General features: G+C 44.4%; 18 protein-coding genes, 1 other RNA gene and 2 pseudogenes. 1 reads left to right on the top strand and 20 read right to left on the bottom strand.

The genetic code is table 11. The features are described from left to right. The 13 genes from rnpB to OCV99_RS09235 form a co-directional block, all read right to left on the bottom strand. Positions 1-180: RNase P RNA component class A (rnpB, locus tag OCV99_RS09295), an RNA gene on the bottom strand. A 69-nt stretch (positions 181-249) separates the two neighbouring features. Beyond that, the gene (gene rnhA, locus OCV99_RS09290) at positions 250-723 is read right to left on the bottom strand and encodes a ribonuclease HI (RefSeq protein ID WP_158370002.1); all 474 of its coding nucleotides are present in this window, start codon (positions 721-723) and stop codon (positions 250-252) included. Between the two features lie 17 nt (positions 724-740). Continuing rightward, entirely contained in the window at positions 741-1,427 is a 687-nt protein-coding gene (locus OCV99_RS09285; RefSeq protein ID WP_158370000.1) for an MBL fold metallo-hydrolase, read from the bottom strand. A gap of 24 nt (positions 1,428-1,451) precedes the next feature. Continuing rightward, positions 1,452-1,925, bottom strand: a complete 474-nt coding sequence (locus tag OCV99_RS09280; RefSeq protein WP_158369998.1) for a MogA/MoaB family molybdenum cofactor biosynthesis protein — start codon at positions 1,923-1,925, stop codon at positions 1,452-1,454. Positions 1,926-1,962: 37 nt separating this feature from the next. Further along, entirely contained in the window at positions 1,963-3,297 is a 1,335-nt protein-coding gene (locus OCV99_RS09275; protein ID WP_158369996.1) for an amidohydrolase, read from the bottom strand. Between the two features lies 1 nt (position 3,298). Continuing rightward, on the bottom strand, positions 3,299-4,147 hold the full coding sequence (locus tag OCV99_RS09270) for a purine-nucleoside phosphorylase (protein WP_158369994.1): 849 nt from the start codon (positions 4,145-4,147) through the stop codon (positions 3,299-3,301). A gap of 107 nt (positions 4,148-4,254) precedes the next feature. Continuing rightward, positions 4,255-5,403 carry an iron-containing alcohol dehydrogenase gene (locus OCV99_RS09265; RefSeq protein WP_158369992.1) on the bottom strand — a complete coding sequence of 383 codons (1,149 nt, stop codon included), beginning with the start codon at positions 5,401-5,403 and terminating at the stop codon, positions 4,255-4,257. A gap of 16 nt (positions 5,404-5,419) precedes the next feature. After that, positions 5,420-5,560, bottom strand: a complete 141-nt coding sequence (locus OCV99_RS09260) for a hypothetical protein (protein WP_227192314.1) — start codon at positions 5,558-5,560, stop codon at positions 5,420-5,422. Between the two features lie 19 nt (positions 5,561-5,579). Next, positions 5,580-7,052 (bottom strand): stage IV sporulation protein A, encoded by a 1,473-nt coding sequence (spoIVA, locus tag OCV99_RS09255; protein WP_158369990.1) that lies wholly within the window; start codon positions 7,050-7,052, stop codon positions 5,580-5,582. A 79-nt stretch (positions 7,053-7,131) separates the two neighbouring features. After that, positions 7,132-8,142 (bottom strand): NAD(P)H-dependent glycerol-3-phosphate dehydrogenase, encoded by a 1,011-nt coding sequence (locus OCV99_RS09250; protein WP_158369988.1) that lies wholly within the window; start codon positions 8,140-8,142, stop codon positions 7,132-7,134. A gap of 24 nt (positions 8,143-8,166) precedes the next feature. Then, positions 8,167-8,808: a glycerol-3-phosphate 1-O-acyltransferase PlsY gene (plsY, locus tag OCV99_RS09245; RefSeq protein ID WP_158369986.1), complete on the bottom strand. Its 642-nt coding sequence runs from the start codon at positions 8,806-8,808 to the stop codon at positions 8,167-8,169. Positions 8,809-8,810: 2 nt separating this feature from the next. Next, positions 8,811-10,133, bottom strand: a complete 1,323-nt coding sequence (der, locus tag OCV99_RS09240; RefSeq protein ID WP_158369984.1) for a ribosome biogenesis GTPase Der — start codon at positions 10,131-10,133, stop codon at positions 8,811-8,813. Then, complete coding sequence (locus tag OCV99_RS09235) at positions 10,126-11,442, bottom strand: DUF512 domain-containing protein (RefSeq protein WP_158369982.1); 1,317 nt, start codon at positions 11,440-11,442, stop codon at positions 10,126-10,128. Before OCV99_RS09235 ends, der begins: the two co-directional genes overlap by 8 nt. 348 nt (positions 11,443-11,790) lie before the next feature. Here OCV99_RS09235 and OCV99_RS09230 point away from each other — a divergent pair, with 348 nt between their 5' ends. Further along, entirely contained in the window at positions 11,791-12,984 is a 1,194-nt protein-coding gene (locus tag OCV99_RS09230; protein WP_158369980.1) for a ribose-phosphate pyrophosphokinase, read from the top strand. A gap of 23 nt (positions 12,985-13,007) precedes the next feature. Here the strand turns inward: OCV99_RS09230 and OCV99_RS09225 are convergent, their stop codons facing one another. The 7 genes and pseudogenes from OCV99_RS09225 to nifS all read right to left on the bottom strand — a co-directional run bounded on the left by OCV99_RS09225 (position 13,008) and on the right by nifS (position 21,101). Then, positions 13,008-14,615 carry a polysaccharide deacetylase family protein gene (locus OCV99_RS09225; protein WP_262575275.1) on the bottom strand — a complete coding sequence of 536 codons (1,608 nt, stop codon included), beginning with the start codon at positions 14,613-14,615 and terminating at the stop codon, positions 13,008-13,010. Between the two features lie 277 nt (positions 14,616-14,892). Further along, on the bottom strand, positions 14,893-16,182 hold the full coding sequence (locus OCV99_RS09220; protein WP_158369978.1) for a nitrogenase component 1: 1,290 nt from the start codon (positions 16,180-16,182) through the stop codon (positions 14,893-14,895). A gap of 1 nt (position 16,183) precedes the next feature. Further along, entirely contained in the window at positions 16,184-17,635 is a 1,452-nt protein-coding gene (locus tag OCV99_RS09215; protein WP_158369976.1) for a nitrogenase component 1, read from the bottom strand. Between the two features lie 50 nt (positions 17,636-17,685). Further along, complete coding sequence (gene moeB / locus OCV99_RS09210) at positions 17,686-18,855, bottom strand: molybdopterin-synthase adenylyltransferase MoeB (protein WP_317248038.1); 1,170 nt, start codon at positions 18,853-18,855, stop codon at positions 17,686-17,688. Between the two features lie 19 nt (positions 18,856-18,874). After that, positions 18,875-19,771, bottom strand: a complete 897-nt coding sequence (locus OCV99_RS09200) for a serine O-acetyltransferase (RefSeq protein WP_158369974.1) — start codon at positions 19,769-19,771, stop codon at positions 18,875-18,877. Positions 19,772-19,796: 25 nt separating this feature from the next. Further along, positions 19,797-19,889: pseudogene (locus tag OCV99_RS09195) on the bottom strand (iron-sulfur cluster assembly scaffold protein); the annotation flags it as partial. A gap of 30 nt (positions 19,890-19,919) precedes the next feature. After that, positions 19,920-21,101 (bottom strand): annotated as a pseudogene (gene nifS, locus OCV99_RS09190) (cysteine desulfurase NifS). Positions 21,102-21,174 lie beyond the last annotated feature (73 nt).

Below are 21,174 nucleotides of genomic sequence, written 5' to 3'. Positions count from 1 at the left end.
GCCCTCTCTGTTACCAGCGAGGCGGTAGTCTCTTACACTGCCCTTCCACCCTTACCTGAAAATCAGGCGGTTCATTTCTGTTGCACTAGCCTTGGAGTCGCCTCCACCGGACGTTATCCGGCATCCTGCCCTGTGAAGCCCGGACTTTCCTCACCTGCTGCCTTTCGGCAATTGCAGCTGCGATTACTTGTTATACTTACATTTCACAGTTTCTGATTCTATCACACCGACATCAAAAAGTAAAGACCTCTACAATCCCTCATCTACAATTAAATCTTTACCGTCCGCCGCCGTTGTCGCCAGCGTATCGCACCGCTCATTCTGAGGATGTCCATCATGTCCCCTGACCCATATAAATCTCACCCGATGCGCTTCTTTCGCTTTTAAAAGCCTTTTCCAAAGATCTACATTCTTCACAGGCTCATTCTTTCCTCTTTTCCAGCCCTTTTTCAGCCATCCGTCTATCCAGTGCTGGTTAAAAGCATTCACCACATACTGTGAATCTGAATAAAGCTCTACGTCACAGGGACGGTTCAGCGCCTCCAGCCCTGCAATCACCGCCATCAGCTCCATCCGGTTATTTGTCGTCTTTACATATCCCTGAGATATTTCCTTTGTATGAAGTTCTCCTTTTGTATCCGTATATTCCAGAATCGTACCGTATCCTCCCGGTCCGTCCGGATTCCCGCGCGCTGCGCCATCTGTATAAATTCTTACCTGCATATCTCACTCCTCTGTTTTTATTCCAGCTCAAAAGTCTGGGAAGGTCTGTCTATATGAACAATTTTATCCCGATAACCTTCTGTTTCCGGTAATCTTATCAGTTTTCCATACACTTCATAATCTTCCTGCATATGCATCGGAAAAACATGCTGTGTATCCGTCTGCCGCATAAACCAGTCAATCCCATAATAAAACGCATCTGCGAGCCTGGGGTCTACAGGTACAAACGCCACATCCACTTTCTGACCTTTCATTTTCTCAATTTCACGCTTATAATCTTTTTCCATCGCAAGGTTGTAGTCCGCGCTTTCTTCTTCCCAGTGCCACCAATTTAAATCTCCCGCATGATAAATGGTTCTCCCTCCGGCAGACACAAAGAACGCCACACCCTCATCTGTAGAGTGAAGCGTCCGAATGCAGACACCTTCCACATTTCTTTTCTCATTTTCGTCCATAGATAGTATTTTCCCCTCACACCCTGCTGCAGGAACATCCGCTGACAAAATGTAAGTAATATCCGGGTAAATCCGGCTCCAGGTGAAAATCTCTTTTGTAAAATGATCAAAATGTGCATGGCTTACAAATACATATATCTTCTTCTTCCTGTCAAATGCAGGGAGCTTTCCTCTATAATAATCAAAGATAAAAACTACATTGTCATATTCTACAGAAAAACCACTGTGGCCAATGTACGTAATCTTCATCTGTTCTCCCTTCCGGATTCTATCTTACTTAGATTCATCTTTTAAAACTTCCACCGTATGCACAAGCTCCGGAAGCAGATAGTTCACGCACTCTTTTACTGCTCCCGCTTTACCCGGCAGGTTCACAATCAGCACATCTCCTCTGATACCCGCCGCACAACGGTTGAGCATTGCCCGCTTCGTAAGCTGCATCATATGGGCGCGCATTGCTTCCGGAATCCCCGGAACCAGCCTGTCTGCAATCTCTATTGTTGCTTCCGGCGTGCAGTCCCCCATTGCACATCCTGCGCCTCCGGTGGTAAGAATCAGATCTGTCAGATGTGCGTCCGCCATCCTCTGCATTACTGTCGCCAGCACCTTTCGATCACCGGGCAGAGCCTTTGCGAACACCACCTCATGCCCTTCCTTCTCAAGCATATGCTTCATTACCTTCCCGCTGGCATCTTCCTCATTTCCCTTATAAACTGCTGTATTTGCTGTGATAATCGCAACCTTCATTATTCGTACCTCCATACCCTCTCTTTTGTTACTATTCCTAGTTTATACCCTTTTCTAAAATATTGCAACGAATTGTTCTGTCTAAGACCTCTCTTGCCATATGGTAAATCACTTCTTTATCCGTTCCTATATGGAATTTCCCGTCTTCATACAGGATTCTGCCATTTACCATGGTAAATTTTACATTTTGCTTGCTCCCACTGTATACCAGATTTCTTATAATGGATTCCTCATACAATGGATGCATATTCGGCTGTGCCAGGTCTATCATAATCAGATCTGCCCGCTTCCCTTCCTGCAGGACGTCCGCATCAGAAAGCCCCATTGCCGTCGCTGCATTCACCGTCGCCATCTTCAGTACTTCCCACGCCGGAACAGCGGTGGCATCTTCCTGACGCACCTTCTGAAGTCCCGTTGTAAGAAACATCTCCCGGAACATGTCCAGACAGTTATTACTGGCGGGACCGTCTGTCCCAATCGCCACAGGAATTCCCCGGCGCATCATCTCTGCAACCGGAGCGACTCCACTGGCAAGCTTCAGATTGGAAGCAGGATTCGTTACGCAGAAAATTCCTCTTTTCTTTGCAATGGAAAAGTCTTCGTCTTCCAGATGAACCATATGGAAGGCGCCTCCTCCATAACGAAAAATCCCCAGAGAATCCAGGTAAGCAAGAGGCGTCATTCCATTCCTGGCTTTGCAGGACTCCACCTCTGCCTTTGTCTCTGCCAGGTGGGTATACACCGGCGCTTTGTATTTCTCTGCCAGCGCTGCAACCTGCTTAAGCCGCTCTATTCCCGTCGTATATTCGGCATGGAATCCCAGGCGGAAAGATAAAAGCTCCTCCTGGTTATACCTCTCATAATCTCTCTCTATCTCCCCGGCGCTTTCCGTAAAATCATTCAGAGCGCCGCAGAAAACCGTACGGAACCCGCTGTCTTTCATGGCACGCGCCACACTTTCTCTGTGGAAATACATATCAAATACTGCCGTAATACCGCTGGTTAAATATTCCATTACCGCAAGCAGTGTCAGCCAGTATACATCTTCCTTTGTAAGCTTCGCCTCAGCCGGAAAAACAACCGTTTGAAGCCAGGACTGCAGAGGAAGGTCATCTGCCAGTGAACGCAGGAACGTCATAGGCGAGTGGGTATGAGCATCCTTAAACCCAGGCATAACCAGGTTTCCTTCCCCGTCAATCTCCCTGTCCCACAGAGAAAAGGAGCCACCGCTTTCTGACAACGCTATTTCATTTTCCTTTGCATTCTTTATAATGCAGCGAATCCTTCCGTCTTCTATCTGTATTTCACCCCTGAATATGGGAACATTCTCTTCCATCGTAAGAATCCTTACATTATAGATTCTAATCCGCATCTCAATCCCCCTTCTTTTCGTTCTTTCCGCCCATTCTGTATAGAATTTCCAGCAAAAGCTTCCTGAATTCTTCTGCCTTCCTTCTTCCCATTTCCTGCACTTCCTCATGATTCAAAGGTGTTTGCTGCAATCCTGCCGCCTTATTCACCACGCAGGAAATCCCGCACACCTTCATTCCCATATGCCTTGCGGCAACCGCTTCACAAGCTGTGCTCATTCCCACCGCGTCAGCGCCCAGTACGCGCGCCATCCTGATTTCTGCCGGAGACTCAAAATTAGGGCCGGTAAACTGAATATACACACCCTCCTGTAAATGCACACCCACTTTTCTTGCTGCCTGCCGGATGGTTTCCTGTAATTCTTTATCGTAAATCTCACTCATATCCGGAAATCTGGTTCCCAGTTCTTCTACATTTTCCCCAATTAAAGGAGAAGGAACAAAGCTGGAAATCTGGTCGGTAATCATCATAAAATCTCCGGCAGAAAATTCTTCATTGATTCCCCCGGATGCATTGGTGAGAATCAATGTCTGTGCTCCCATCATCTTCATTAACCGTACCGGAAGGACAACCTCTTCCATCGAATACCCTTCGTAATAGTGGACACGTCCCTGCATCAGAACAACCGGCATACCTTCCACCTCCGCAAAGACAAACCGGCCTGCATGTCCGGCAACCGTAGAAACAGGGAAATCTTCTATGTCTGAATAGGGAATCTCCCCTGTTACCTGTACATACTCCGCAAAATCTCCCAGACCGCTTCCCAAAATAATGGCGGCACGCGGAACGGTATCGATTCTGTCTCTGCAATACTCATGACACCTTACCAGTTTTTTGTATACATCTGTCATAAATTTCTCCCCTTTACGATTCTTCTATCCCAATTATATAGTACAAAAAAGGGATTCTCAAGAACTTTCACATTCCTTAAGAATCCCTTCAGAATTAGCCTTTATATCTACAGCGCTTTGCGGTACAGCATCTCTATATCTTTGACCGTGCTCTGTCTCGGGTTCGCGGCAATATTTCCGCTCTTCATAGCATCTGCTGCCATCTGCGGAATCTTATCCTCCGTCACACCCACCTCAGATAAGGTCTTTGGTATGCCAAGATCTGCATTCAGTTTCTTAATTTCTTCCACCAGCATCTCAGGCTTAAAATCCACCGCGGGCTCTTTCTTCTCGCGGATATAATTGTAAATCTTTTCATACCGCCCATTATCTGCCAGTGCATTATACTCCACGATTACCGGAAGCAAAATGGAATTGGCAACTCCGTGCTGCACACCAAAGAATGCGCTGACCGGGTGAGACATAGCATGTACATTGCCAAGCCTTGCCCACGCAAATGCAATTCCGGCAAACATGCTTCCTGACATCATGGCACACGCTGCTTCTTCGTCCTTCCGGTTTGCAACAAACCGACGTATATTTCCTCCGATCAGCTCCATGGCTTTTTCTGCCATCGCGTCAGAAAACGGAGAAGCTCCAAGAGATGTGTAAGCTTCCCATGCATGGATCAATGCGTCAATACCACAGGATGCCGCAACCATTGGGGGAACTGACATAATCATCTCCGGATCAAGAAGAGCATATTTCGGAAGCAGCTCATAGCTGAATACCGTCAATTTATAATTTCTTGTCGTATCTGTAATAACAGAAAATGCCGTCACTTCGCTTCCTGTCCCTGCCGTAGTGGGAATGGCAATAATTGGCTCAATTGGTCCTGGTACCAAATGGGCGCCCTCATATTCCGTAATAGAACCGCCGTATCTTGCCAGCACACCTACCGCCTTAGCAACATCCATGGGACTGCCGCCGCCAAGCGCTACGATACTTGTAGCCCCGGATTCCTTATACACCTTTGTCGCGGCATCCACCATATCCACAGTGGGATTCGGCAGAATATCAAGAAAAGTACAGGTCTCGATTCCATCTGCCTCTACGATATCTGTAACCTTCTTTACAACTCCTAATTTCTCCAGCCCTCTGTCTGAGACAATCAGCATCTTCTTAGAACCGCTTTTCTCTAAGAGCTCCGGGAGACGCTTCAGAGATCCCATTCCAAAAACAATATCCTGCGGCACTTTAAACGTAAAATCATTCATTTCAATCTCTCCTCTTTCACATACGTAAAAAGGATGCTGCCTTCCTGTGAGTCTTCCGGCTCAACACAGTCTGTGCAACATCCTTGTTCGCATACATATTCACTTCGTTTTCTATTATAGACACTTCTTCATCTGATTTCAATACTAATTTTGCCAAAAAAGGCATTATTTCCTCTCTAAATGATGATGCAAACCAGACCTCCATTACTGTCATTAACCACCTTCTGCATGGTATCCTGCAATTTCACCTGGCTTTCATCATTAATCATTGCCATCTTATTCTGCATACCATCCATTACCAAATCTTCTATGGATTTGCCGAAAATATTCGTTCCCCAGATTCCTTTTTCTGTGCCCGCTGCTTCTTTGATATATTGAATCAAGTCATTCGCCTGCTGTTCATTTCCTACAATCGGCGCTATCTCTGTCTCAATATTTGCCCGGATCAGATGAATGGACGGTGCCTGGGAATGAATCTTTACGCCGAATTTATTTCCCTGCCGGATAACGGTAGGCTCATCCAGCGTAATTTCTTCCTTTTTCGGCGTCACTACGCCATATCCCTTCATGCGGACAGAATCGAAAGCATCTTTCACGCCCTCATATTCCTGCCGCAGCTGGGAAAGCCGCTTCATCTGAGCAATCAGGTCATACTGCCCGGTTATCTGCGTCCCCGTCATTTCACTCAGCATTTCGTAATAAAACTGCTCTTTTACATCAATCCTGATTTTTACACATCCGGTATCCATCTCAATCCCGTCAATATCCATTCTGGAAATATAAGGACTGTCCGGTTCTTCTAATTCTTTTACCGCATCCTTAATCTCCGTCATCTGCTCCATGATTTCTTTAATATGTACCAGAAGCTCTGCCTTGATTTTATGATCTCTGGGAAGCATCTCTACCCATTTCGGAATAAAGAACTGTATCTGAGCAACCGGAAATTCAAAAAGGACTGCCTCCATGATTTTATGGATATCATCTTCCTTCAATTGCTCACAATTCACCGTCATTGCCTGCACGCCATGCTTCCGGCTGATTTCTTCCGCTGTACGGCGGGCTTCTTCTCCATAAAGCTTTTTGGAATTTACCAATACAATAAAAGGCTTCCCAATAGACTGCAGCTCCCGGATGGTCTTCTCTTCTGCATCCAGATAATTCTCTCTTTTAATTTCTCCGATACTTCCATCTGTCGTCACCACAATGCCAATCGTCGCATGTTCATGAATTACTTTTTTTGTCCCGATACTTGCAGCCTTGGTAAATGGGATCTCATAATCAAACCAGGGGGTTTTCACCTGGCGCTCTTCATCATTTTCAATATGCCCGGCTGCTCCTTCTACCATATATCCCACACAATCAATCAGCCGGATCTTTACCGACACATCCTCCGTAAGCTTTACTTCCGCTGCTTCTTTCGGGACGAATTTGGGTTCTGTCGTCATAATGGTTTTCCCGGAAGCAGATTGGGGAAGCTCATCCCTCGTTCTGGACTTGTCATTTTCATCCGTCATGTTAGGCAGAACCAGTACATCCATAAACCGTTTAATAAACGTAGATTTACCGGTTCTTACCGGTCCCACCACTCCGATGTATATCTCCCCGTTCGTCCTTGCCTGTATATCCTTGTATAAATGGTAATTGTCCATATCCTCTAGCCCCTTCCACCTATGCTGTTAGAGTATATGCAAGGGGAAGATTAATTAGAATCATAAATATACCGGATATTTAACTCCAGGGTTTTGCATTGTGCTCTGCTTTGCCATCACGCATCATCAGATCCTTCACTGCATCTCCCGGATTTTTATTTTCAAAAAGAACTGCATTCACCTGTTCGATAATCGGCATATCCACACCATACTTCCTGCCCAGCTTCACAGCAGCTTTCGTAGAATATACGCCTTCCACCACCATCTTAACCTCATCCATGGCTTCCTGCATACTCATGCCCTGCCCTATCAGGTATCCCGCCTTTCTGTTCCGGCTGTGGACACTGGCACAAGTTACAATCAGATCGCCAATCCCGGTAAGACCCGTAAAGCTCTCAGGAGCGCCGCCCATCTTTACACCCAGACGGGAAATTTCATGGATTCCCCTGGTAATAAGAGCCGCCTTCGTATTATCACCATATCCAAGTCCGTCGGCAATTCCCGCTGCCAGCGCGATAACATTCTTGAGTGAACCGCCCAGCTCCATCCCCAGGATATCCGGGCTTGTATATACACGGAACGATTCATTCATAAACATTTCCTGCAGATACTCGGCAGTCTCTTTCGTCTTTGCTCCGATTACCACAATCGTCGGGAGTCCTCTCCCCACCTCCTCTGCGTGGCTTGGTCCGGACAGTACTGCAACATTTGCCTGGGGAATCTCCTCTTCAATCTGCTGTGACAGTGTCATCAGCGTGTCCTCTTCAATTCCTTTTGCCACATCCACAAGAATCTGCCCTTCTTTTACAAAAGGCTTCATCTTCCTTGCCGTCTCTCTTGTAAATGGAGACGGCACTGCCAGAATCACAAAATCCTTATCCTGAACCGTCATTTCCATATCTGTGGTAAATACCATATCCTCCGGCAGCTTCACGCCCGGAAGCTTGCTTTTATGCTCCCGTTCTTCGGACAACATCTTCACTTCCTCTTCGCTGATGGACCACACCATTACCTCATGTCCATTCTTGTGAAGAAGAAGCGCCAGCGCCGTTCCCCAGCTTCCGGCTCCCATAATCCCAACTTTTGCCATAGTGAATCCTCCTCTCAAAAACAATTATTTTTTTCCGACACTAATCTTATTCTCTGTTCCGGATAACAGTCTTTTGATATTCTCTTTGTGCTTATAAAATGCTGACAGCACCAGAAGCGCCGCCACTGCGTATATTTCATATAAATGGCCGCCTGTAACGCCAAATCCCCCCATCTGTCCGTATACAACAACAGAGAGAAAATAAACAATAACCACAGCCAGAGATCCCAGTGAAACGTAACGTGTGCCTGCCACAATTCCTAAAAATACGCACAGGCAAATCAATACAATCCACACGTTTGTTGTGCTGACAATCAGTCCGGCCGTTGCCGCAATCCCCTTGCCACCCTTAAAATTCATGTAAAAAGGATAGTTATGTCCCATGACTGCTCCCATACCTGCATACATTGCATACACCGGGAACATCTCCGGATCCGTCCTTCCGAAAAGGAAATATACCAGGACAACTGCCGCTACACATTTAAAGCAATCCCCCAGAAACGTAACGGCTCCTGCCTTCCACCCCAGGGTACGCAGGGCATTGGTTGTTCCGGCATTACCGCTTCCCTGCTTCCTGATATCTACATGCTGTGTCTTACCGTAAAGATATCCCGTCTGAATCAGTCCAAAAACATATCCAATCAATACACACACTATACGTTCCATGACTAGCGTTCCCTTCTCTCTCGAATGAAGAATTTCAAAGAAGTTCCCTTAAAACCAAAAGCTTCTCTGATTTTATTTTCCAGATATCTGGTATAAGAAAAATGCATCAGCTCTTTGTCATTTACAAAAATAACAAAAGTCGGCGGCTTCACAGATACCTGTGTAATATAATAAAGCTTCAGTCGCTTTCCTTTATCTGAAGGCGGCTGCTGCATCGCCACAGCCTCCATCATAATCTCATTCAGCACACCGGTGGCTACACGGAGCGTCTGGTTTTCCATTACCATATCAATCTTATCAAATAATTTGGGAAGCCTCTGTCCTGTCTGTGCAGACACATACATAATCTCCGCATAAGGTATAAAAGAAAGGATCTGGCGTACCCGGCTTTCATACTCCCGCATCGTCTTATCATTCTTTTCAATTGCATCCCATTTATTTACTACGATGATAATACCTTTTCCACGCTCATGGGCAATTCCCGCAATTTTGGCATCCTGCTCTGTCACGCCTTCTGCCGCATCAATCACCACCAGAACCACATCCGCCCGTTCCACTGCAGTTACCGTACGGATAATACTGTATCTCTCCAGCTCTTCTTTGATTTTATTCTTTCTTCTCAATCCGGCCGTATCGATAAACACATACTCTTTTCCATTATGGGTAATTTCCGTATCAATGGCATCCCTTGTTGTCCCTGCAATGTCAGATACGATGACTCTCTGTCTGCCCAAAAGCTTATTTATAATAGAAGACTTTCCTACATTTGGTTTACCAACAATGGCAACCCTTGGCCTTTCATCCTCTGACTCTTCTCCGGCACTTTCCGGGAAAAGTGCCGTCACCTTATCCAGCATATCCCCAAGTCCCAGCCTTGATGATGCCGAAATCGGCACCGGATCGCCAATCCCCAGATTATAAAACTCATACACATCCGGCATGAATTTATCAAAATTATCCACTTTATTGACTGCCAGAATAACCGGTTTCGCAGACCGGCGCAGCATATTAGCCACCTTAGAATCTGCGTCTAATAATCCCTGGCGCACATCCGTAAGAAAAATAATGACATCTGCCGTATCAATTGCAATCTGCGCCTGTTCCCTCATCTGAGACAGGATAATATCCTTGCTTTCCGGCTCAATCCCTCCTGTATCAATTAATGTAAATTCCTTGTCAAGCCAGGACACATCCGCATAAATGCGGTCTCTTGTCACACCCGGCGTATCTTTCACTATAGAAATCATCTCTCCTGCAAGCGCATTAAAGAGAGTGGACTTTCCAACATTCGGCCGTCCTACAACAGCCACCACTGGTTTACTCATGATGAATTAAAACTCCTTCTATAAAATCTTGTCCGCTTGATTTTACAATATCTACGTCAACTTGTAAAGCATCTTTCACCTGGGAAAGGGTAACGTCATCCAACAATACTTCCTCTCCGCTTCTGAACATATTGCAGGGAAGCAAAAGCTTGTCCCCAAGCTCCCTGCCTTTCAGCTGATGGAGCAGATCCTGCCCTGTAATCAACCCCGACACCGTAATCTGTTCGCCAAAAAAATCATTTCTGATCGGATACACCCGGATTGTTGTTGCCGGGAACTTCTGTTCCAGCCGCTCTGCCAGCTTCTTCAAATAGGGATATGCCAGATATCCTGTCACAACTGACACATTCCGCACCTCACTGTCACCTTCCAATGCCTCATACGCCTCATTAAATTCATTCTCCAGAAGCCGTAACATCCCAACCCCATTCTCGAGCTGCAGATATCCATCATACCTTTCTTCTTCCGGGATTTCTTCTTCTGCCAGTGCATACCATTCATCACCCGCATGGATAAAATGAAGCCCCCATTTCTCATACAGCCTCTTCTGCCAGGAATGAATAATCCGCAGTACTTCCTTTGCATCTTCTTTCCCGAAAGGCTCCAGCGGATAGAGTCCTTCCCGGTATTTCGTAAGTCCCACCGGAACCACCGACACACTCTGCAGACAAGGAAGGTACTCCGCCATATCCCGAATGCTTCTCTCAAGCTCCTCGCCGTCATTGATCCCCTTACACAACACAATCTGTCCATTCATGGTAATCCCTGCTTCATAGAGCGTACGCACCTTCTGAAGTGCTTCTCCCGCAAAACGGTTGTGAAGCATCTTACACCGAAGCTCCGGGTTCGTGGTGTGGAAAGAAATATTAATAGGCTCCAAATGGTATTTCACAATCCGGTCAATATCATGATCGCTCATATTCGTCAGTGTAATATAATTCCCCTGGAGGAAAGAAAGACGTGAATCATCATCCTTAAAATATAAGGTCTCCCGCATTCCCTTCGGCATCTGATCGATAAAACAGAACATACACTTGTTCCGGCAGGAACGGTACTCATCCATCAACCCCTGTTCAAATTCAATTCCCAGATCCTCTTCGTAATCTTTTTCAATCTCCAGCTCCCATTCTTCTCCGTCCGGCTTTGCAATTAACACCAGCAGCTCTTCGTCATTTACCAGATAATGATAATCAAATACATCCTCTATTATATTGTCATTGATAGAAAGCAGCCTGTCTCCCGGCTCAATGCCCAATTCCTGCGCAATACTCCCCGGCTCCACTGCCTTTACAATATGTTCATGCTTCATACAATTCTCCGTTCAACACTTTTCTTCTTCCATATTATATTCCACAGAACAGTTAAAAGCAATCGTATAAAATGTTTCCGATGAAAAATAACCACAATCCTCCACTCTTTCATTGACCTATACCAGCGAAAGATGTTATAACTAATATATAATTTACATATCAGTTCAGCCATAAGTCGGATTGTGGGTGAATCATGCTTGCATGAATGAACACACGATTCGGCTTATGAGCGGAGCGCCATTTTATGAGCAAAAATAGCTGCATAGCAGCGGAGAAGCATCGTAGATGCGTTTTGCGAATGGCGCGGGCTGAACTGTTACAAGAATTTACAGTTTAGGAGATTGCTTATGTCAAATGAAAAACCAGTCGTTCAGACAGTACCCGTTGCACCTTTGAAAATTGCCGCCTTAGACAGCTGTCTCGAGCTTGGTAAAAAAGTAAATAATTATCTGTTATCCTTTAAAGAAAATGTTATAAAGGAAGAGACACACTCCCCGCTTTTTTCCTCTTACCATGAGGATACCTATCTGGTGGAATGCTGCTGTCCACGTTTTGGCACCGGGGAAGCCAAAGGTGTATTAAAAGAATCCATTCGCGGAAAAGATTTATTTATTATGGTAGATGTATGTAATTACAGCCTGACCTATACTGTCAACGGCCATCTGAACCATATGTCGCCGGATGACCACTATCAGGATCTGAAGCGGATTATTTCCGCGGCAAAAGGAAAGGCTCACCGCATCAATGTTATTATGCCCTTTCTCTATGAAAGCCGCCAGCACAAACGCACCAAGAGGGAATCTCTTGACTGCGCCCTGGCTTTACAGGAACTGGTGGACATGGGCGTGTCAAATATCATTACCTTTGACGCACATGATCCCAGAGTACAGAATGCAATCCCGCTTCATGGATTCGACAGCTTTAATCCGCCATACCAATTCATGAAAGCGTTGCTCCGTGCGGAGCCGGATCTTCTTGTTGACAAGGAACACCTGATGATTGTAAGCCCGGATGAAGGGGCTATGCACCGCGCCGTATATTTTTCTAATGTCCTGGGCGTAGACATGGGAATGTTCTATAAACGCCGGGATTATTCTGTTATCGTCAATGGCAAGAATCCGATTGTTGCGCATGAATTCCTTGGAACAGACATCAATGGTAAGGATGTCATTGTCGTAGACGACATGATTTCTTCCGGAGGAAGCATGCTGGATGTAGCGCGCCAGATAAAAGAACGGGGAGCCGGACGGGTATTCGTGTGTACCACCTTCGGTCTTTTTACTGACGGTTTCCAGCAATTCGATGAGTATTACGCAAAAGGCTATATCGACCGTGTAATTACCACGAACCTTACATATCTGCCGCCGGAGGCACTAGAAAAACCTTATTTCCTAATAGCAGATATGAGCAAATTCATTGCACTGATTATCGAATCTCTGAACCACGACCTGACAATCGGAGCCGTTATGAGTCCGACAGAGAAACTTCACGTACTGTTAGAGAAGCACCGTGCAAAACAGAAAAAAGAATCGGAGAATTAAATTCTCCGATTCTTTTTCTGTTCTTACTTATTGAAATCTGTATAAACCGCACCATTCTCCATGGTAATTCCTCTTGCTTCTGCCATCTCACTTACTGTTACGAGCTGATATCCATCTTCAATCAACTTCGGAATCAGATAAATTGCTGCATCCACAGAAGGACTATGAATATCATGCATCAAAACAATATCGCCATCATCAGCATTGCACAATACATTATTAATCGTTGCCTGCGCATCCATCGTCTTCCAGTCTAAGGTATCTATGTTCCACAGAATCATGGGAAGACCTACATTTGCCTTCACATTATCATCAATATCGCCATAAGGCGGCCTCAGCACTGTAGCAGGTTTTCCGGCTGCGCCCCGGATTAAGTCATTCGTATCACCTATCTGTTTCTGTATACCGGCTGCATCAAGTGTAGAAAGCTGGGGATGGTCGTAAGAATGATTGCCCAGTTCACATCCGATTTGGAGCATTCTTGCCACTTCAGCTTCGTATCCCGGTATATTCACTCCCTGCATAAAGAAAGTTGCATGGGCATTATATTTCTCAAGAACATCCAATAATTCTCCGGTCCGTTCTCCGGGACCATCGTCAAAAGTCAGCGCCATCATCGGTTTATTGGGATCCAGACGACTCTCTCTTGACTCCATCTTCCCTTCTTCATCGAAAACACAATCGTAAAAACCAATCTGCTTCTCACCGGTCACTTTGTTCCCATCAGCATCAAAATAATATGTATCGCCTTCGGATTCCACAAACTGGGAAGTCACATAGTCTCCCTCCCATGTCTTGAACTTGTCTCCATCCCACTCACCAATCTTATTTTTGACTGTAAGCGTTCCGTTCTCCATATTCATCGTGACCCTGTTCTTCCATTCGGAATCAAGCCGTTCCTTCATATCTTTAGAAAGTTTTATCTTAATGGAATACTTACCTTCTTCGGTTCCGTCGGCATCACATTTCAGAGTATATCCCTTTCCTGCGTTCAGTTCATCCAGAAGATCCTGCACAATATATTTCGACTTCCTGTCCAGCATCACATCGCTTTTCTTATCTGCGCAGCTTGCCTTTGCCGTAAATTCAGGTATCTCCTCTTCCTGCAGCATGGATGCGGCATCCACCTTCAGAGTAATATCCACATGCCTTCGCTGCCCGACCGCCCTTACAGTAAACACAGTAGTCAGTACCAGGAAACATATCAGCATAGCGCCTATGCACTGCCTTCTCTTCTTAATCCGCCTTGCCTTCTCTCTGCGGCGGCGGCGCTCCCGCTCTGCTCTTCTGCGTGCCAGTTCCTCTTCTTCACTCAGCACACCGCCGGGATAGGCATTCCTGCCATCCGTATACCGGTTTCCGCCGGCACGGCTATTCCCTGTGCTTACATTCCGGCCACCGGCGCTTGCTCCTACACGCGGATTCCGGCTCCCGGTGCCTGCCCCGGTACGCGGCGTTCTGCTTTCGGTGCCCGCCCTCGTACGTGAATTCCGGCTGCTTTCAGTGCTTACCCTCGCACGTGAATTCCGGCTGCTTTCGGTGCCTTCCCTCGCGCGTGAATTCCGGCTTTCTCCACGGCCTGTATATCTTTCTGTTCTGCCAGTATTCCCCTCATTTCTCCTCTGTTCCATCTTAAACTTTTTCTCCCGTATCCCGCAAAATCTTACCAGTGAATCATTATATTACACTAGATGTAGTATAGCACTCCCGATTCTCAGATGCAACAAAAGCCCGTAGATGTAACATTTTCTTAAACAAATATTAATCTTTAATAAGGATTTTATAAGTTTTTCCAGTGTACACATGAATCAAAAGCGTTGTACCAGCATTCCATTTACCATACTGATAATATGTCCGTCTTTTTATTTTTGTTATTGTTATAATCGTTCAGAACCATCTCGAAAACAATTATAGATTATCATACAAATCTTCTGTAAATGTCAGACCTCCTCTGTATCCTGCATAGGTACGGTTAAAAACCAGTCTCTCATTCATTGGAAAAGATGCCAGTATAAACTGGATATCCTTTTCCAACGCCACTTCACGTTCATTGCTGCTGCCGATCAGTAAGGTTATCTCCTTTTCTTCATTTAAAAGAGCCTGGTTAATCTCATATTGGTCTGCTGTAAACACTATCCTTGGCGGTACCGCATATTCCAAATCGCTAATCTGTGCAATAATTCTGTCCTTGTCTTCCTGTCGGAATATCGGTTCCGATATAATAACGAGTACGGGAGTAAAACTGAAATCATTTGCCAGATACCTTGTGATTCCCACTGCATTACTTGCATCTGCAACTACGGCAAACCGTTTCCAGCTTACCACTCCTATGGATTGCGCCAGATAATGATAGACATAGTCCTCCTCTGCGGCAATTACCTTTTCAACCAGCTCATCATCTAAACTAAGAGCTTTTGCAACTTCTCTGACAAATCTCGTGGTATCGGTTGCCCCCACAAACAATCCCGGAATCCTTATGCTTGGAACACCGAACTTTTCTTCAAATTTTTTTGCCGGTCCATTCCAAAGCCATGGATTCACAATAATATTCAAAGCTGCACCTGAGCATTTTTTAATATCATTGATTCCCTGATGTTTTGTAAAAAAGGTGTTGACTTTAAGCCCAAGCAAAGACAATATACGGTCAATCTCTTCCAATGTACCGCTCCAGAATGGATCATGATAAGGAACAATCCCGAAAATATTTACAAGCTTCTCATCTTTCGGAATATCTTCTTCTATTACCTGGTCTATAATGGCATTCCAGACTATTTCATAACCTAGGTTGCTGTCTCCTGCAAATCCCGGCGTATCAATTGAATAAACTTCATGCCCCTTATCTTGAAACTCCTGTGTAACGCTGATGATATCATCGCCAATAATGCCTGCGGTACATCCTGTCAGTACAAAAAAAGCATCTGCATCCATAATAGCAATAGCGCCCTGAATGGTAGTCCTTAACTTATCCGTCCCGCCAAATACCACTTCTTTTTCCAGCATATTACTTGAGGGAATCGACACACTGCTGACAAAGCAGGATGATTTATGTCCTGACTGTCCCTGTTCCGCTGCCGATGTCTGCATACAGCAGCCTGGTCCCGCATGAAGTATGGGACATACCTTGTCCAAAGCGCCCAAAACAGAATTGATTCCTGCCAGAACACAGCCTCCCCTTGGATTTTCCAATATCTGTGACATCCTAAACACCTCCTTCAATATATTTAAATGCATTTTCTTCATACCATGAATCTTTGTATGGCAGTTTCACATGCTTTGCTAATTTCACATTAAATCCCGGATTCTGTAACTGATCTGCAATTTTATTTCCCAGATATAATAATCCGTCATATCCCATGGTGGGGCGCTTGCCATCCAGAACATGCGTTGTAGGGATACCCAGTTTTGCAGCCCACTCCGGCACTCCGATAAACGCATCCGGTTTTAGTTTTTTTACAAGGTTTGCCTGCTCAAATGGCTGCATATTTGCAATATCCACCACAAAATTTTTGTGAATTCCATTGAGATATTCAATATCAACCTGAGCATCGTCATCATAGGTAGGCGTTTCCAGTCCCACAAGCTCCATACCAAAGTCATCAATCAAAGCAGCCGCTGCAAAAGAACGCCCTGTTCCTCCGCAGATAAATACCCGTTTTCCCTGCAGCCTTTCTCTTATCTCTGCCACCAGCGGTTCTATGCGTTTATGCTCCATAGCAATAATCTCTTCCACTTCCTTTTCTTTTCCTAATACTTTTGCAATACCACGATACCATTTATCTGTGTTACGGATACCGATGGGCATTACGGTATGGGAATATGGAATTTCATAATCCTCCCACAAACTTTTCATAAACTCATCGGCAAATACTTTACAGATGGACGTGGAAGCCTCTGCCGCAGGTATCTTCTTAATCTTTTCCAAAGAACTGTAAAATGGGATATAATTTACCTGAATGCCGATTTGTGAAAGCATGCGTTCCATTTCCTTTTGGTCTGCAAAGCTTACTGTTGTCGGAGCAAAAAGGTTGACTAACCCTTTTTCCTTTGGAACTTTCTCTTTTTTTAATATGTACTTATTGATAGATAAGAAAGCGGCATCAAAACCAGAGGCACATATTTTAGACTTAAAGCCTTCACAATGAATCGGAACCATAATCGTATCCGGATATTCCTGTTGTAAGTCAGAAGCAATGGCATCTATATCATCACCGATAATTCCCGATGCGCATGATGCATAAATAAATGCCAATTTCGGATTGTATTGTTCCACTGCTTTTTTCACAGAATCCCGCAGTTTCTGTTCCCCACCGAACACAACACTCTTCTGGTCGATATTGGTAACGATAATCCTTGGGTTTTTAATATTCTTAATCCCCCTGTGCGCCTGTCCTACACGGTACATGTCAACTGCCATAATGGAACATCCCACACACCCTTGCGGGGAATGGGAGATAAAAACAGAATCCTTCAATGACATTAGTGCTGCCATACTGTTAATTTGCTGGCATTGCAGCCCCTGTGCAAAACTTCTGTCAGCTTTTTTTAAACAGCCTTTTTTAAAGTTCTCCTCCACTTCCTTTCCTGTTGTGCCCAAATCATTGATTCTTCCTGACTTGCTTTCACGCACACCGGAGTATTTTATTTTTCCCATATTGCCATCTCGACTTTCTGCTAATATTACAATCCAAAAAAAATGACAGATTATCTTTTCCGGATACACGCTTTCCTCATATATTCATCTGCATTTTCCCTGATATTGGTTATTGTCCTATGACTGCCACACACTTTGCAGCTTTCATTCTTACTATTAAAAGATACGATCCGTGTCCTCATGGATAACCCATCCAGTACAAAGATTTTCCCAGTCAGCAGCTCCCCGACTCCCAGCAAATATTTCACCGCTTCCAAAGCCTGAATGCTCCCAATAATGCCAGCAACTGCGCCAATAATCCCCGCCTGACTGCAATTGGGAATGGAGCCGCTTTCCGGTACTTCTTCAAAAACACACCGATAACAGGGATTGTTTCCCGGCACATAAGTCATTACCTGTCCTTCAAACTGTAAAATCCCTGCATGGCAAAATGCTTTTTCCAACAAAACACAGACATCATTGATTAAAAATTTTGTTTCAAAATTATCCACTGCATCAATGATAAAATCGTATTTACTGATAATTTCTTCTGCATTATCTACCGTTAATGCATGTGGGTATGCCTTTATCTCAATTCTGTCGTTCAGCTTTTGCAGAGACAATTTTGCGGATTCTGCCTTATTCACATATTCCGTCTCCATGTTATGTATAATTTGCCTTTGAAGATTTGAGATGCTTACCGTATCCGCATCCATAATGCCAATCGTACCCACTCCGGCACCGGCAAGGTATAAGGCTGCCGGGGAGCCAAGCCCTCCAGCCCCCACAATCAATACACTGGAGTTTTTTAGTTTTTTCTGTCCCTCACTTCCAACTTGGGGAAGAATCATCTGTCTGTCATATCTCCTGACTTCCTCTGCATTTAATTCTTCAAAATGATGCAAAAGCCACTCCCGATACCCTCCTGATAGGTTGTAAGCCTCAAATCCTTTTTGGATTAATTTTTCAGTTATCACAATGCTTTTTTCACCATAAGTGCAATATACAATCAGCTTTTTATCTTTCGGAAATCTCTTCAGGTCTTCACCATTGTCATTCCAACAGACTGCTCCTGGTATATGACCATGCTGATATGCGTTTTCACTTCTTGTATCAATACATATGTAATCATCTGCAGGCATCACACCCATCTGTTGTACAGAAATATTCAGATTCCTGCCGCCTTCTCTCGGAATCAGGCCATATGTATTTGAATCACCAAAACATAATATATGTTTCATCCCATCACCTCTGCCCGGCCTAATTTTTAAACTGCAATTCCTGATCTTTTACGCTTACTTTTGTGTCTTTGCTTATTGATTTAGTAATAAATGTATTTCCTCCCACTACAACATTTTCTTCAATTACCGTATCACCGCCTAAAATAGAAGAACCCGAGTAAATCGTAACATAATCCCTTATAGTCGGATGTCTCTTTACTCCTTTAAGCTTCTGCCCGCCCTTTGTTGATAATCCGCCTAAAGTAACCCCTTGGTACACTTTGACATGTTCCCCGATTACAGTGGTTTCCCCAATCACAATTCCCGTACCATGATCCATAAAAAAATATTTTCCAATCGTTGCGCCTGGATGAATGTCAATTCCGGTAACGCTGTGTGCATGTTCCGTCATAATTCTTGGTATCATTGGCACTCCCAGCAAGAACAGTTCATGGGCAATCCTGTAAACAGAAATTGCATACAGCCCCGGATAAGACAGTATGACCTCATCTTTACTTCCTGCTGCCGGATCACCCTCATATGCTGCCTGAATATCCGTATCCAGATATGCTCTGATCTGCGGTATCTTCTCCATGAAATCAAAGACCATATTCTGAGCTTTTTCCTCCAAATCATTATCTGCACATCCCGGATAAGCCCCACAATATTTTAAGACAATCATTGTCTGCTTCTTTAAATGGAATATAACATCTTCAATCGTGGCAGACATATTATTTCTCAGGCTGTAAATTTTATATGCTTTGTCGCTATAATATCCGGGATAAAGAATCTTCAACAGTTTTTCTACGATTTCTATTACTGCTTTCTTATCAGGCTGATTATATAAATCTGTTTTGTTGACAGCTCTCTCATCGGTATAATCATCCAATATTAACTGAACAATGCTTTCCACCCTGTCTTCATTCAATCTTCCCATATCAGTATTCCCCATCTTCCGCTTTTTCTGCGATATCAAAATACATTCGCATAATATCGCCGCATTTTGCATTTCCAACAGTACCTACTCCACTGGGATTTTCTTTTTCACTATACATTTTCTGTCTCCTTTTCTTTTTGAAAACACATCACTTCTGGCTTTTTACAAAATCCTCATACACCGGAGACATTCTTCGCAGTCTCAGGGCAATCTTCTTTAGTTCATCTGCCACAAAATCGATATCCTCCAATGTAGTTTCTTCCGACAGGGTAATCCTCAATGAGCCATGTGCAATCTCATGCGGGAGTCCAATTGCAAGAAGTACATGGGAAGGATCTAATGAGCCGGATGTACATGCCGAACCGCTGGAAGCACACACTCCTATCTGATCTAATAAAATCATCAATGATTCCCCTTCGATAAACCGAAAACAGAAGTTCACATTATTCGGCAGTCTGTCGGTTTTATGCCCATTCAGCCTGACATAGGGAATCTCTGATAAAACTCTTTCTATCAAATGATCCCTCAATGTTATCTCCTTCCTGGTTCTTGATTCCATCGTATCCCCGGCAATCTCTGCTGCCTTTCCAAATCCAACAATTCCCGGCACATTGGAAGTTCCTGCCCTTCTGTTCCTCTCCTGTGCGCCACCATGTATAAAGGAACGGATTTTTACACCTTTACGGATATACAAAATCCCGATTCCTTTTGGCCCATTAAATTTATGCCCACTTGCAGAGAGCATGTCTATTTCCATATCATCAACATTTATTGGAATATGTCCGTATGCCTGTACTGCGTCTGTATGGAACAACACGCCGTTCTCATGTGCAATCTTTCCTATTTCCGCAATCGGTTCTATTGTTCCAATCTCGTTATTTGCCGCCATGACCGATATCAAAATGGTATCCGGGCGAATGGCAGCTCTGAGTTCTTCAAGAGATATTTTCCCGTCCTCATCTACATCAAGATATGTTACCTCCTATCCCTGCTTCTCCAGATATTCACAAGTATGCAGTATGGCATGATGCTCTATTTTACTGGTTATAATATGTTTTCCCTTTGAGCAATAAGCCTCTGCAGCTGCCTTTAATGCCCAGTTATCAGACTCGCTTCCTCCGCCTGTAAAATATATTTCTTCTACATTTGCACCAATTAACTCCGCCGCCTGCTTCCTTGCACGGTCAACTGCTTTCTTACCCTCTCCTGCAAAGCTGTATACGGCAGATGGGTTACTGTATGTCTGCCTGAAAAAAGGAAGCATTTCATTTAACACTTCTTCACTTACCTGCGTTGTCGCAGCATTATCCAGATAAATCAGTTTCTTCATAAAGATACGCCTTCTTTCTTATTATTTTTTATTCAACATTATGTTCATAAGCCTTTCCAAAAGCATATAAACC

This window comes from Dorea acetigenes, from assembly GCF_025567385.1.
In the GTDB taxonomy this organism is placed as follows: domain Bacteria; phylum Bacillota; class Clostridia; order Lachnospirales; family Lachnospiraceae; genus Claveliimonas; species Claveliimonas acetigenes.
Note: the sequence above shows the minus strand (reverse complement) of the source record. Positions and strands in the feature narration are given on the sequence as shown.